At 70.1% G+C, this 14,620-nt stretch carries 9 protein-coding genes; 7 read left to right on the forward strand and 2 right to left on the reverse strand.

Annotated features, from left to right (window positions below; translation table 11 throughout):
• Positions 1 to 108: 108 nt before the first annotated feature.
• On the reverse strand, positions 109 to 2,907 hold the full coding sequence (locus VZL07_RS12235) for a membrane dipeptidase (RefSeq protein WP_426755685.1): 2,799 nt from the start codon (positions 2,905 to 2,907) through the stop codon (positions 109 to 111).
• A gap of 338 nt (positions 2,908 to 3,245) precedes the next feature.
• Here VZL07_RS12235 and VZL07_RS12240 point away from each other — a divergent pair, with 338 nt between their 5' ends.
• From VZL07_RS12240 to VZL07_RS12255, 4 genes are all read left to right on the forward strand, one after another.
• Positions 3,246 to 4,604 (forward strand): sigma-54-dependent transcriptional regulator, encoded by a 1,359-nt coding sequence (locus VZL07_RS12240; protein ID WP_426755686.1) that lies wholly within the window; start codon positions 3,246 to 3,248, stop codon positions 4,602 to 4,604.
• Positions 4,605 to 4,618: 14 nt separating this feature from the next.
• Complete coding sequence (locus VZL07_RS12245) at positions 4,619 to 6,667, forward strand: sensor histidine kinase (protein WP_426755687.1); 2,049 nt, start codon at positions 4,619 to 4,621, stop codon at positions 6,665 to 6,667.
• A gap of 264 nt (positions 6,668 to 6,931) precedes the next feature.
• Positions 6,932 to 7,414: a hypothetical protein gene (locus tag VZL07_RS12250; RefSeq protein ID WP_426755688.1), complete on the forward strand. Its 483-nt coding sequence runs from the start codon at positions 6,932 to 6,934 to the stop codon at positions 7,412 to 7,414.
• Between the two features lie 405 nt (positions 7,415 to 7,819).
• Positions 7,820 to 8,218: a hypothetical protein gene (locus tag VZL07_RS12255; RefSeq protein ID WP_426755689.1), complete on the forward strand. Its 399-nt coding sequence runs from the start codon at positions 7,820 to 7,822 to the stop codon at positions 8,216 to 8,218.
• Between the two features lie 175 nt (positions 8,219 to 8,393).
• Here the strand turns inward: VZL07_RS12255 and VZL07_RS12260 are convergent, their stop codons facing one another.
• Positions 8,394 to 10,244, reverse strand: coding sequence for a DEAD/DEAH box helicase (locus VZL07_RS12260; protein WP_426755690.1), 1,851 nt, complete (start codon positions 10,242 to 10,244; stop codon positions 8,394 to 8,396).
• Positions 10,245 to 10,537: 293 nt separating this feature from the next.
• On the opposite strand from VZL07_RS12260, the gene VZL07_RS12265 reads away from it, so the two are divergent.
• The 3 genes from VZL07_RS12265 (at position 10,538) to VZL07_RS12275 (ending at position 14,615) form a co-directional block, all read left to right on the forward strand.
• Entirely contained in the window at positions 10,538 to 11,218 is a 681-nt protein-coding gene (locus VZL07_RS12265) for a MotA/TolQ/ExbB proton channel family protein (protein WP_426755691.1), read from the forward strand.
• 170 nt (positions 11,219 to 11,388) lie between these two features.
• A complete protein-coding gene (locus VZL07_RS12270) occupies positions 11,389 to 13,818 on the forward strand; it encodes an ABC transporter permease (RefSeq protein WP_426755692.1) in 2,430 nt (809 codons plus the stop codon).
• A gap of 80 nt (positions 13,819 to 13,898) precedes the next feature.
• On the forward strand, positions 13,899 to 14,615 hold the full coding sequence (locus tag VZL07_RS12275) for a hypothetical protein (RefSeq protein WP_426755693.1): 717 nt from the start codon (positions 13,899 to 13,901) through the stop codon (positions 14,613 to 14,615).
• The last annotated feature ends 5 nt before the right edge of the window (positions 14,616 to 14,620 follow it).

The following is a 14,620-nucleotide window of genomic DNA, read 5'->3' on the forward strand; positions in this document are numbered from 1 at the left end:
CCATCGATGAGGTCAGCGAGCTCCGCCAGACGCTGGCGTGTGGCGCTGACCCGCAAGAACACCGATGGGAGGAGACTTCCGCGGTACACGGGCCGGCGTGAACGGCCGCTATGGCTTTGGCGCGGCGTACGCGCGTTCCCACATCTGCACGTAGTGCTCGGCGGAGTTCATCAACGGGTCCAGGTCCTGGTTGCGGATGCCCTGTCGGCGCAGGTCCTCGATGAAGTCGGGCAGCATGCCCACATGGGCGGGGCCGTCCTCGTTGACGTCGAAGACCTGGTTCCCCACCATGCTCGGGTACAGGCGCGAGGGGCCCGTCTTCGTGCTGATGGACAGCGGGTAGGAGACCCGCGACGTCTGCTCCAGCTCCTTGCCGTCGAAGCAGGCGTCCGCGCCGAAGCGCGGCGCGGGCAGGCCCGCCAGCCCGTTGTAGTCCGTCCCCAGCGCCACGTTGCGCCCGCCCATCTGCTTCACCGCGTACAGGTACGCCTGCGCCCAGGTCTGCGACGTGCCGCCGCAGCGGTGCTCCACCACCGGCTGGCCCTCGCCCCGCCACGTGTCCACCGTGTCGAGGCCTCCCTGGTGGAGGATGACGCCCACCATGCCACCCACGTCGCGGATGCGCTGGAGCTGCTCCGCGCTGCGGTTGCCCTCGTGCCGGCTGCTTCCCTTGGAGATGCCGATGAAGCCCTCGTGTCCGCCGACCACCGGGTAGCCATAGGGCTCCACCAGGTCCAGCGTGTCGTCGAAGGCCCGCGCGGACATGTGGTCGATGTCGATGATCATCCCCCGGCGCATCATCCCCTGCACCAGCACGCGCCCCAGGTCCGTCAGTCCCACGGGACTGCACACCGGCGGCCAGACGATGTTGTGCAGGTACGTGTAGCCCTCCGCCGAGCAGTCCCGCTGGGGAGGCACCTCCAGCAGCCACTGGATGGGCGAGTAGAGCGCCGGCCCCGCGAAGACGTTGTGCTTGAGGTGGACGGGGAACACGTGCCGCACGCCCCGCGCGTGGTAGGCGTCGAGGAACTGCTCGACGCGCGCCGCGTCGCAGCCGCCCGTTCGGGAGCAGCCGAAGAGGTCGTCCACCTCGATGCCGAGCACCACCGCCAGCTTGCCCTCGGCAATCACCTGCCGCGCCTCGGCCGGCGTGGTGACGATGCGGTACCAGCCCTTTCCTGGGCCGCCGGCCCTCGCGTCGATGTCGGCCTGCATGCGCCAGGCGGCGTCCAGTTGCATGTCCACCGACTGCATGTCCGAGCCATCCACGCCCGGCGCCCGCTGCACCACGCCGGCGATGGACTCGTTGTTGACGGCCAGCATCACCATCAGCCGCAGACCGCCCTGCACCGCGCGGTACAGCCAGTCCTCGTATACCGCCTGGTGCATCACGTTGTCCCAGCGCGGCCAGCCGTCGAACTCCGGGTAGCCGCCCACGTGGTGCCCCGGCAGGAGACGCTCCAGCCGCGGCCCGGTGAAGAGCTTCTGGAAGTACGACGTCAGGTCCCCCACGCCACCGGGGCCATGGGCGGCGGTGCACCAGGGCAGCGCCTCCTGGATGGGACCGAACGCCTCACCGTGGAAGACGCGACCGCCGAAGCCCAGGTTGGCGAACTGGTGGTTGTGCAGGTCGGCGAAGCCGACGGCCGGCGCGCGGCAGTAGCAGGTGACATTCGTGTCGCCCTGCTGCGCGGGCACGTCCCTACAGGGGACGCACTGCCCGGCGTGCAGCCCGCTGTTGACGCGCCCCTTCACACAGGTGCCGCGCGCGCCCCAGTTCGCGTCCCGGTTGGCGCAGAACGCGTCGCAGCTCACCGAGCCGTCGTTGCCCACCTTCGCGAAGGCATCCGAGGGCGGCGCGGGGTCGGTGCACTCGGTCACCGGGTTGCACTGGGGATCCACCGCCTCGAACTCGCCCCACCACTGGCCCAGCAGATCGGCCTTGCAGCGCTGCGGGCGCGCGAAGCGCTGGCCACCGAAGGTGCCTCCGGTGGAGTTGCACGCCGCCTCGGCGGACATGCCCGGCGGGATGTTGCGGATGATGGACGCGTACAGCTGGCGGCCGGAGTCCTGGCACCCCTTCACCTGGGGTACGTCCCACCACGGCGCGCAAGAGCTATCGGAGAAGTCGAACTCGCCCCACACCTGGCCCAGCACGTCGGCACTGCACCGGCGCGCGGACGCCGTCCTGCCAGCCACCGTCAGGGGCTTGCTCCAGCAGTACGCGAGCCCGTCACCCCCGGGAGGGATGTTGCGGAGGATGGCCGAGTGCTGCCGGTGGGTGGTGCTGACACAGTGGTCCTGCTTGGGCGTGTCCCACCAGGGCGCGCAGGCGCTGTCGGGCACATCGAACTCGCCCCACCACTGGCCCAGCACGTCGGCGCTGCACCGGCGCGCGGAGACGACGTAGCCCTGGACGTTGAGGCGCGTCTGCCAGCACGCGGCGTCCGCTGTCATCCCCGGCGGCACGTCGCGGATGATGGCCGAGTACTGCCGGTGGCTGGCGCTGACGCAGTGGTCCCGCTTGGGCGTATCCCACCAGGGCGCGCAAGAGCTGTCCGGCACGTCGAACTCGCCCCACATGTTCCACAGGACCTGGATGCAGGCGCGCGGATAGCCCGTCCATCGGTTCTCGATGGTGACCGGCGTGCGCTGGCACCAGGAGCTCGCGCTCTGCCCCCAGGGCACGTTCAGCAGCACCGCGGACCACTGCCGCAGGCCGAGACTCCGGCAATGGTCCCGCTTGGGTGTGTCCCAGTACGGCGTGGTGGCCTCCTGGCTCACCTCGGCCAGCACTGCCGGCGCGGTGTCCGCCTCCGGCGCGGTGCCATCCCCACAGCCTCCGACCAGCATCCCCACCAGCAGGAGCCCCACCACCGAGGGAGCACTCCCATGCTCGTTCTTCATCCGCGCCTCTTCCCGTTCTGGCGTGAGGCGCACTGGGCAACCCATGCGTCCCGCCGTGAGGCGAGCCGCTGAGCATGGCCTGTGCCAGCGCCTTGGGGCGGCATTCGTCAGTGGTTACCGTGCTTTATGCACATGCAAGGCAGCCCGGCGGCCGGGAGCGTCGAGAAGTGACGCGCTCCGGCGACGAGGAATGATGATGCCTCTGAGGTGCGGCACGACGCCGGACCCCTGACGCAGTGTGACGGAAGCGTCAAACCTCGACGGAATATCCGTGGAGACCCGTTGGAGCCGATGCGTATTGTCGGCAATCCATGAATAGGCCCGAGTCTCTCTCCACCTTGCCCGGTCCGCTCCTGTACGTGGACGACGAGCCATCCAACCTGGAGGTGTTCCGGCTGACCTTCGAAGAGTCGTTCGCGGTGCACACGGCGCCCAATGCCCGGGAGGCGCTGCAGCAGATGGAGCACGAGCGCGTCGCCGTGGTCCTTACGGACGAGCGCATGCCAGGGATGAGTGGCATCGAGCTGCTGGCACGCGTCATGGAGCGCTGGCCGGACACCGGGCGCATCATCGTCTCCGCGTATGCGGATGCGGACCGGCTGCTGCGGGCCATCACCCAGGGCCGTGCCCACGAGTACGTGCTCAAGCCGTGGCGCCCCGAGGAGCTGCGCGCCTGTATCGAGCGGTGCCTGACCATGGCCGAGCGCCTGCGCGAGTTGGTGGCGCGCGCCGACCTGGGCGAGGTGCTGCGCGAGCAGGAGCGCGAGCGTCATGACCCGGGCCACCTGGTGGGCGCCGACGGCGGGCTGCAGGCCACGGTCCACTCGGCGCGGCGCGCAGCGCTCAGCGATGCGACGGTGCTCATCCACGGGGAGACGGGCACGGGAAAGGAAGTCATCGCCCGCCTCATCCACGAGAGCAGCACCCGCAGCCGCGGGCCCTTCGTCCGTGTCAATTGCGCGGCCCTGGCCGAGGGCGTGCTCGAGAGCGAGCTGTTCGGCCACGAGCAGGGGGCCTTCACGGGCGCGCTGCGCATGAAGCGCGGTCGCTTCGAGCTGGCGGACGGCGGAACCCTCTTCCTGGACGAGGTGGGCGACATGTCGCCCAAGCTTCAGGTCAGCCTGCTGCGCGTGCTGCAGGAGCGGGAGTTCGAGCGGGTCGGGGGGACCAAGACGCTGAAGACCGACGTCCGCGTGGTCGCCGCCACCCACCGCGACCTGTTGAAGCTCGTCCTGGAGGGCCGCTTCCGCGAGGACCTCTACTACCGCCTCAACGTGCTCCCCATCCGGGTCCCCCCGCTGCGTGAGCGGGTGGAGGACCTGGACGCGCTGCTGACCCACTTCATCTCGCGCTACGCCCCGGCGGGCACCCGGCCCGCGGTGGCTCCAGGGGTGGTGGAGGGCCTCTCACGCTACCGCTGGCCCGGCAATGTGCGGGAGCTGGAGAACCTCGTGCAGCGCGCCGTGGTGCTGTCCCAAGGAGACGTCCTGACGCTCGACGACTTCTCCCTCACCTTCTCCGTGCCCGAGGTGCCACCGGCGGTGCCCGGCGTGCGTGAGCAGGTGCGCCAGTCGGAGCAGGAGCAGCTGCGCCAGCTCCTCGTCAGCCACGGTGGCAACTTCGCCGGCGCCGCGCGCACCCTGGGCGTGCCGCGCACCACGCTCATCAGCCGGGCCAAGAAGTACGGCCTGCTCTAGCGCCCCGACACACCATGAGAAAGCGAGCCGCTTCCGTGGCGGGAGTGCTGGTGCTGCTGCTGGCGTCGGGCGTCCTCGCCCAGCCGGTGGTGGAAGCCCCCGCCGAAGGCGACAGGGTGGACCTCGGACAGGTCATCGAGGTTCTCGAGGACCCTTCGGGGCTGCTGACCGTGGACGAGGTGGCCTCGGGCTCGCTGCCGTACCGGCTGGCGCTGGCGGGCCACGAGCTGAACGTGGGCTTCAGCCGCAGCACCTGGTGGGTGCACTTCACCGTGGTGAATCCACGGCCCACGGCGGGCGAGTGGCGGCTGGAGCTCTGGCGCGACGTCTACGTGGCCGAGCTCCATACCCGGAAGCCAGGGGGCGGGTGGGAGCTGCGACGCACCGGCAAGCTGCTGGCCCTCGGAGACAGGGATGTCGCTTCCCCGCGGCTGCAGCTGCGCCTGGCCGTGGAGGCAGGGTCCTCCACCGAGTGCTGGCTGCGGCTGTCGAGCGAGGACTCGCTGGTGCTCGCGCCAGAGCTGTGGTCCCAGTCGGCGCTGGAGCGCCGGGAGGCGGAGACCGGGCTGCTGTGGGGAACGTACTACGGCGTGCTGGTGGCGATGCTCGCCTACAACCTCTTCCTGTTCCTCTCCACCCGGGACGGCGTGTACCTCTCCTATTTCCTGTTCCAGCTCGTCATGGTGCTGATGCAGGCCGCGGGAGATCAGCTCCTCTTCTTCTATCTCTGGCCGGAGCACCCGGTCCTGACGCCGCGCAGTGAGCTGCTCTTCATTGGTTTGACCTATCTCTTTGGACTGGACTTCTCGCGCCGCTTCCTCGACCTGTCGCGGGTGGCTCCCCGGCTGGAGCACGGGATGCGCGCGCTCATGGCCCTGTCGGGGCTCTACTGCGTGGCAACGCTGTTCCCCCACGCGGCGTTCCTCCCACAAGCGGGCGTCCTCCTGCTGGCCCTGAGCGCCACGGCCATCCTGTCCGCGGGCGTGTGGGCCTGGCGGGCTGGCAGTCCCAACGCGCTCATCTTCCTGCTGGGCTGGCTCGCGCTGCTCCTCGCCGCCTTTGCCAGCGGCCTGATTCTGCTGGGCTGGATTCCAGCCATGGATCTGGGCATCAACGGCCCCCGGCTTGGCTCGGCGGTGGAAGCCATCGTGTTGTCCCTGGCGCTCGCGCGCCGTATCAAGCTGCTGCGGGACGAGAACGAGCGCACGCGCGCCGAGCTGCTCGAGAGCCGCCTGGCCAGCGCACGTGACCTGGAGGACCGCGTGGAGGCGCGCACGCGAGAGCTGTCGGAGGCGCTCCACGCGCTGCGCGCCACGCAGGCCCGCCTCCTCCAGCAGGCCCGGCTCGCTTCCCTGGGCCAGCTCGTCGCGGGCGTGGCCCACGAGGTGGGCAACCCGCTCAACTTCGTCATCGGCGGCGCGGACAACCTGACGCAGCGGCTGCGCGGCCTCCGGGAGGAGCTGGACGCAGCCCCGCCGTTTCCCGGCACCGAGCGCGTCCAGCGACTCCTGCAGGGGGCTGACCGGGCGCTGGGGCTGGTGCGGGATGGGAATGACCGCATCCGGCGCATCGTCACCAACCTGCGGGACTACGTGCGCTCGCGAGAGGCCACCCGGGAGCTGCTCGATCTGAACGCCGAGCTGGAGACGACGCTCACCTTGCTGAGCCCCCAGCTCGAGCGGAGCGCCGTCCTGGTGGAGAAGGACTTGCACCCCCTGCCGGCGCTGTCCTGCCGGCGCGGCGAGCTGGGCCAGGTCTTCATGAACCTGCTGCTCAACAGCTGCCAGGCCATGCCCTCGGGGGGCTCCATCCAGGTGGCCTCTCGCGAGGTGGAAGGAGGCGTGGAGCTGACGTTCCAGGACACCGGCACCGGCATCCCTCCCGAGCACCGCGAGGCCATCTTCGACCCGTTCTTCACCACCCGCCCGCCGAACGAAGGCACGGGGCTGGGCCTGTCCATCTCGCATGAAATCGTCAGCCGGCACGGCGGGGAACTGCGACTGGTGGACTCACCACGGGGGGCGCGCTTCGTGGTGACCCTGCCGTTGACGCCCGAGCCCTGAAGCTTGGCGTTCCGGCTCCCGGCGACAGCGCGGGGCGAGCGTGTCCCAGCGTGACGGCTCGTCGCTCTTCGACACCTCCGTCATCCATTTCCGACACCTTTCGTCGCTGCCCGTGTCATCCGGTTCGCAAGCCATTGTTTCCTGGCGCGGGGAGGTGGGTGCGCCGCGTGGTACGGGACCTGCTTTGGGCAGCGCCCGAGCGCGAGTGAGAGGAGAGCTCGCGCCTCGCTTTTGTGAATGCTCCTGAAGCATGGACTGGAAAGGATGAAGACAATGGGCTTCAAGAAGACGCTGCTCCCTGTTTCGCTGACGCTCGCCATGGTGGGGCTGGTGGGTTGCGGTCCGGAGATGGAAGGCATGCCGGAGGAGGGCGCGCCGACCGAGCACGAGGTGGGAGCTGGCGTCGCGGATGATGCTTCGCTCGGCACCACGGAGCAGGCGATTCTCGGCTCGGCGGACATTGCCTGCGGGCGCGAGGCGAGCTTCCCGACGTGGTCGTTCTGGGGCGAGACGACGCTGGACATGACCAACCTGAACCCCGGCACGGTCATCAAGGCCCGGTATCAGGCGGGCGTCAGTGGCGGCATCGACGTCGACGTGGATTCCTTCCGGCAGGTCAAGGGCCGGTTCGGCGGCTTCGCCGTCACGGTCACCGTGCTCGGGTACACGCAGAACGGCGTCTACACGGGCTGCCTCCACAACACCGAAAACCCCGGCTCGCCGACCCTGCGCGTGCAGGCCTACTGAGGAACGAGGGGCCACAGCGCCACGGTGGTCGTGACGCCGTGGCGTGTCCCGCGTCCGCGGAGTCCAGCGGAGTGGTCCCCGGAGCGGACGCTCCTGCTCCGGGGCGCATCCCGCCCGCGGGCGCACCGACCGTGGCAGGTGGTGACTCCGGGCCGCGAGGACAGCGGTCCGCACCTCGGCGGGCGTCATGCAGCGAACGACGAGCGCCGGCCGACCGGCGAGGGGGCCGTCGACTTCGAGCTGGGCCTGGGGATGCGGACCGCGCCCGCCAACCGGAGGGCGCGAAGGCCGCACTCCGCGCGGAGAAGAGGAACAGGCGCGAGCTGGTTAGGCTCGCACTGGCTGCCTCGGCGCATGGATGGGCCGGCAGGCGGGAAACAGAGGGGCAACGGTATGTGGCGGTCCATGTTGCGATTGACGGTGGTGGTGCTTGGTGGGCTGAGCCTTGTGGCGTGCGCGCCCTGCAGGCGGGTTGACTGCGGCGGGGCGCTGCGGGTCGAGGTTCGTGACGCGGCGGGAGTCCCCGTCTCCGCGTTCTCGGGCGAGGCGCGCTTCGAGGGGCGCACCGTCTCCTTCCAGTGTCCCGCCGACACGGGTGCCAGGACACCGCTCCCGGAGTACTCGTGCTTGCCCGGCTCCGTGACATTCTCGGCAGAGCCTGCGTCGCTCGAGCTCGTCGTGGAGGGCACGGACGGGGCGCGCTACGAGGCAAGCGTGCAGCCGGAGTACGAGAGCTCTTTCCCCAATGGGGACGAGTGTGGTCCTGCCTGCAAGAACGCAGTGGTGACGGCTCATCTCCAGTAGCGCGCAGCCCCTCATCCCGCCCCGCTCTCATCGGAAGAGGCGACGGCTCCGCTCGGCTGAGCAGGGCGGCGTAAACATCGACGAAACGGACGCCACCTTGTCCGGGATGGGCCAACCCGTCGAGCGCATCAGGCGAGCGGGTCGAGTGGATTGGTGGCTGTTTGTGCGGCTTGGACTATGTAGGAGTCGTGGCGCAAGCTTTGGGGGCTGGCAATTTCCGTGAAGGAGTTTCAGTGAGGGCTTCTGGAGTCCCCGTCACCACGAGCCGGTCCATCGCGCGGGTCATTGCCACGTAGAGCAGCCGGGCTTCCTCCTTGGCGTCCAGAGCCTGCTTGTGGGGGCGCCCCACCCCTGGGATGGCGATGGCTGGGAACTCCAGGCCCTTGCTGGAGTGGAACGTGAGCACCTTGATGCTGTCTTCGCGCGGGGCCAGCGGCGACTGCCGCGCGAACTTCCCCACCCACTGAAAGGGAAGGCTGGCCCTGCCCAGCCGGCGGACGACCGCGTCGCCCACCTCGTAGCTCCGGTAGAGCACCGCCATCTCGTTCCAGCGCAGCCCCTCCGCGTGGAGCTGCCGCAGCCGGCCCGCGATGTAGTCCAGCTCGTCCGTCAGCGTGGGCAGCGCGAGGACCTGGGGCGGCGGCCCGTGTCGCCCCGCGCTCCGGGGCAGCAGCAGCGGTACGCCATCATCGTCCGCATCCTCGGGCGTGAGGACGTGCTTGGCGTACTTGTAGGCGAACTGGAGGATCTCCGCCGTGTTCCGGTAGTTGAGGTGGAGAATCGTGGTCCGCCCCCGCGCCTGGATTCCCACACTCTTGAAGCTGAAGCGCTGGTGCCGGTAGATGGACTGGGCGTCGTCGTACAACAGCAGCAGTGAGTTGGTCTCCGGCGTCACCATCTGGGCGACGAGCTTGAGCCACTCGGGTTCGAAGTCGTGGCCCTCGTCGATGAGGACCGCGCCGTATTGCGCGCGTGGGATGAGCCCCTTGTCCACGGCGGCGATGACGCGCTGGACGAGCTGCTCCGCGTACTCATCCCCCGACAGTCCCTGGGGCGGAAGCCCCGCGTGGTACGTGACGAGCTGCTCCCGGCACCACTCGTGGAAGCGGCGGACGTCCACCTGTCCGGAGACGCCGCGTGACTCCAGGTGCTGCGCCAGCCAGCTCGCCAGGGAACGATTGAAGCACAGGACCAGGATGGGACGCCGCAGCACCTTCGCGAGATGCACGCAGCGGTAACCCAGAATCATCGTCTTGCCCGAGCCCGCCACGCCGTGGATGACCCGGTGCCCCTCGCCCAGGCTCCGCGCGAGCTGCTCCTGCTGGAGGTCCATGACCTTGATGAGGTCGGGCAGGGTGTTCTCTAGATGGGGCTGCTCGAACATGTCGAGCTGGGCGCCGCTGATGCGAATCTCCGGGAAGATGTGCCAGCGGACCCGGTCGAGCTGGGGCAGCGACAGCGGCTGCGCGGGGACCCAGGGGAACATGTTCCACAGGCGCTGCTGGAACTCCTCCGGCTCCACGTCCTCGGACATCTCGTCCTTGCAGATGACCCGGTTGGGCGGGAGTACCTCACCCAGCCCGCCGTCCTGGAACTGGGCCCGTGTGATGTTCGACAAGACCACGCCGTGGCTCCAGGGGAGTATCAACTGCCCACGCCGAGCCCCTTCCGCATGGCGGAGGACCGGGTCCTTCTGAAGCAGCGAGGCGATGTCCTGGGCATACACTCGCGACTGCTCGAAGGGATTCGCCACCTCCTTCAAACCCGACTCCGTCAGCAGCGTGGCGTGTGCCTTGTCGATGCCGCGCAGGATGTCACGCTTCCAATCCTTCACCTCCAGGACGAGGATGCCCCGGCGCGGATGCAAGACGATGAAGTCCGGATGGTGTCCTGTCCGGCCAACGGGCACGTCGTACCAGAGGAGGTAGTCGTCCTCGAGCTTCTCCTCGAGCCGTCGGGCCAGACGCTTCTCCCCCGCCTGCATCCGAGGGAGGCATTGGTTCAAGGCGGGGATGAGCGTCGCCATGGCGGCATGCTAGCAATTCTGGAAAGGCCTTGGGTCGAGGGGTGAAGTCTTTCATGACCGGGCCCGGGGGCCCGCGTACCCACCCGAGGCGCGCAAGTGCCTCGTCCGAGCACTGGTGAGATGGTTTCGCTGCGCAACGACTCCCGGTCATGACGAAACCATGACGGTTCCATGGACGCGCCCACGCCGCGGCGCGGAGGCGACTCCGTACGGTGGTCGATGACTGCTCCGGTCATCGTCCCCCACGGGCCATCTCCCAGCCCACCACGCGAGGAGGCGCGTCGCAATCCACCATGAACTTCACTCTTACGGGCCTCTGGGCCCACATGGGTCCGTTCGCCAAGGGCATCGTCGTCGTCATGGCCCTCATGTCGGTCATCTCCCTCGTCATCCTGGTCGAGCGGGCCCTCCTCTTTCGGATGTCGAGGCGCCAGTCGCGCAAGTTCGCAGCAAGGCTCGGTCCGCTGCTCGCCCAGGGGGACTTCGACGCCGCCCTCGATGCGAAGCTGGACAAGGACGTCGGCTACCTCGGGCGGACCATCCGCGCCGGGCTGACCGCGTACCGCGTCTCCTCGGACGACACCCGGGACGAGGTCATGGAGTCGGTGGCCCGGAACCTGGAGCGCCAAGCGCAGCGCGAGGTGCAGAGCTTCAAGCGAGGCCTGGGACAGCTGGCCACCGTGGCCTCCACCGCCCCCTTCGTCGGGCTGCTCGGCACCACCGTGGGCATCGTCACCGCTTTCCAGCAGATGGGCGAGGCCGGTGCCGGAGGCATCGGCACCATCTCCACCGGCATCTCCGAGGCGCTGGTGACGACGGCCTTCGGCCTGCTCGTCGCCATCCCCGCGGTGATGGGCTACAACTCCCTCCAGGGGTGGGTGGACGCCCGCGCGGTGGACCTCGCCGAATCGAGCAACGAGCTCCTCGACGGCGTCGCCCGGGTCCTCAAGCGCTCCCGCTCCGTCGCCACCTGACCCGCACGCCCCCTGAGTTCCTGGCGGCCAGCCTTGCGCGTGTCACCAGCGAACACCGGCCGTCCCAGAAGCGCACAGCCCTCAGCGTGCCAGCGGGCGCCGGCCGCTGGGAGGCCACGCGGTTGCACCTGTCCTCCGCGTTGGCACGCGAATCGCTCCTGATACGACCCATGGCCTCCTTCTTCAGGGACCTCCGCTACGGGGCCCGCTCGCTGCGGCGCAGTCCTGGCTTCACGCTCGCCACCGTGCTGGCCCTGGCGCTGGGCATTGGCGCCAACACCACCCTGTTCAGCGTGGTGAGCGCGCTGCTGCTGCGGCCCCTGCCGCTGCCCCAGCCCGAGCGGCTGGTGGCGGTCTGGGGCCAGGAAGCCGAGCGCGGCGCCGAAGACATGCGCCTGTCGCGGCCAGACGTGGAGGCCCTGCGGCAGAAGACGACCGCCCTCACCGGGCTGGCGGCCTACGCCACCCTGGCGCCCACGCTCACCGGCCCCGGCCTGGAGCCCGAGCGCGTGGAAGCCGTCGCGGTGGGCGAGGACTTCTTCCGCGTCATGGGCGTGCCGCCGCTGCTGGGGCGCGGCCTCTCCGCGGAGGAGCAGGTGCCCGACGGCCCCCGCGCGGTGGTGCTCTCGCACGGGCTGTGGGCGCGCCGCTTCGGCAGCGACCCGCGCGTACTGGAGCGCAGGCTGGAGATGGATGGCCAGCCGTACCAGGTGGTGGGCGTGATGCCGCCGGGCTTCGACTTCCCACGAGAGGGCACGCCGGACGCGCTCGCCCTGTGGGCGCCGCTGTACGCCAAGGACTCCGTCCGCAACAACTGGGACCACCGCGGCGCCCACATGCTCCAGGCCCTGGGGCGTCTGGCGCCGGGCGTGAGCGCCTCACAAGCCCAGGACGAGCTGGGGCGGCTCATCGACGCGGTGGCGCGGGAGCACGGCGACACCAGCGGCAGGGCCAGCGTGGGCGTGGAAGCGCTGCAGCGCCGGATGTCCGCCGACATGCGCCGCCCCGCGCTGCTGCTGCTGGGCGCGGTGGGGCTGCTGCTGCTCATCGCCTGCGTCAACGTGGCGCAGCTCCTCCTGGCCCGGGCGCTGGCGCGGCAGCAGGAGTTCGCCATCCGCACCGCGCTGGGCGCGGGTCGGAGCGCCCTGGTGCGCCAACTGCTGGCGGAGGGCTCGCTGCTGGCGCTCGGCGGAGGACTGCTGGGACTCCTGCTGGGTGTGTGGGGCGTGGGGGGCCTCAACGCGCTGCTCCCCGAGGACGTGCTGCGCGTGCAGGCCGTCGAGGTGGACGAGCGGGCGCTGGCGTACACCGCGGGGCTGTCCATCGTGGTGGCCTTGCTGTGTGGGCTCGCGCCCCTGGGCACCGCGGTGAATGCCAACCTGGGTGGGCTGATTCAGAGCACGCGAGGTACCAGCGCCTCACGGGGCGCGCTGCGCTGGCGCGCGGTGTTGGTGTCCACGCAGGTGGCCCTCGCGCTGATATTGCTGGCGGGCGCGGGGCTGCTGGTGCGCAGCTCGCAGCGGCTGGCGGAAGTGGACCCGGGCTACCAGGCTGAGGGCGTGTCGATGATGCCGGTCACCCTGCCCATCGCTCGCTACGAGCTCGCCGAAGCGGCCCGCTTCCAGAGCCAGTTGCTGGAGCGCGTGCGCGCGCTGCCGGGCGTCGACGCCGCGGGGTGGATGATTCCGGGCGTGGTGTCGGGCAGCGCCATCTCCATCGCCCTGGACCTGCCGGGCAAGCCCTTCCCGCCCGACAAACTGCCAGACACGAGCTACCGGGCGGTGAGCGACGGCATCTTCACCACGCTCGGCATCCCCCTCCGGCAGGGACGTGACTTCACGCCCGCGGACGGCGCGGACGCCTCGCCGGTGGTGGTGGTGAACGAGTCCTTCGCGCGCCGCTACTTCCCGGGCGAGGACATCATCGGGAAGAGCATCGCCATCGGATACGGAGAGATGACGCCGCGCCAGGTCGTGGGCGTGGTGGGAGACATCCGCTCCTACTCGCTGGACGCGCCCGCGAAGCCGGAAGTGTATGCGCCGCTCGCGCAGACGCCCTGGCGGCAGGCCACCCTGATGGTGCGCAGCCGGCTGGCGCCGTCCCAGGTGGCGGCGGCGGTGAAGCCCGAGCTGCGTCAGCTCGACTCGCAGCTGTCACTGGCGCCGCCCGTCACCCTGGCGCGGAGCCTGGATCAGTCGGTGGCGGGCCGTAGCTTCCAGCGGGTGCTGCTGCTCACCTTCGCGGTGACGGCGCTGGCGCTGGCATCGCTGGGCCTCTACGGGCTGATGGCCTACAGCGTGGCGCAGCGGCGCCGCGAGCTGGGCATCCGGCTGGCACTGGGCGCGATGCCCGGTGACGTGGTGCGGCTGGTGATGCGGCAGGCCCTGCGCCTGACCGCGACGGGACTGGCGGTGGGCCTGGGCCTGGGCTTCGTGGTGTCGCGGCTGCTGGAGGGGCTGCTGTACGGCGTGAGCGCCAGCGACCCGCTGACCTTCGGCGCCGTGGCCCTGCTGCTGCTGGGGGTCATGGCCCTGGCGAGCTGGCTGCCCGCGCGCCGGGCCTCCCGCGTGTCTCCCGGCGTGGCGATGACGCCGGATTGAGGCGAGAGCTGGAGCACCGCGAGGCCCAGCGGGATGCGCCAGCCATCCCCAGGCGCCCCGGTCCGGAGTAGACAGGGGCCATGAGCATCCCTGTCTTCATCTACCTGACCCCACCCGACGGACTCATCCCCCTGCTGACCCCGGAGCGGCTCGCGGACTTCCGGGAGTGGTTCCGGCGGGAGTACACCGAGCATCTGGATGAGGAAGAGGCGCAAGAGGCGGAGTCGGACGAGGAGATGAAGACCATCCTCGGCTTCGTGGACCACCTGCTCCAACAGGGCTCCGAGTCCCTGCGCAAGCCGCCCGCCCGCCACGCGGACGCGATGCTGGACCTGCTCGACGAGCTGTCCGACTACTTCACCTCCGAGGAGACGGGCATCCCGGAGGGCATGGAGCTGGCGACGAAGCTCAAGCCCACCGAGAACGAAGTCCGGGCCTCGGACGTCGTCATCGCGGAGGGTTGCCCCAAGCGAACCTTCGCGCTGTGGCGGCACCTCGTCTGGGGCCGCGCGCCGGACCGGGTGGTGGCGGAGGGCATCGGCCTGCGGCGCAACTACCCCTCCCTGGGCTACTGGACGGCCGAGGAGGTGCGCCAGGTGCGCGACGACCTGCGCGAGCACCTGAGCGGGGCACCGGACTACAAGCCCGTGCGCGGCTGGGCCCGCTTAATGACGTCGCTGCGCCTGAAGCTGTCGCGGACCGGCCGCGGTGGAGCGCCCGCCCCGGCGCTCGACGCCATCAGCCGCGCGGTGGACCGGGCGGCCCGCGAAGGCGCGGGGCTGCTCTTCGCGCGCTGAAGCCC

Origin of the sequence: Pseudomyxococcus flavus (assembly GCF_050038885.1) — a bacterium.
Classification (GTDB): Bacteria; Myxococcota; Myxococcia; order Myxococcales; family Myxococcaceae; genus Myxococcus; species Myxococcus flavus.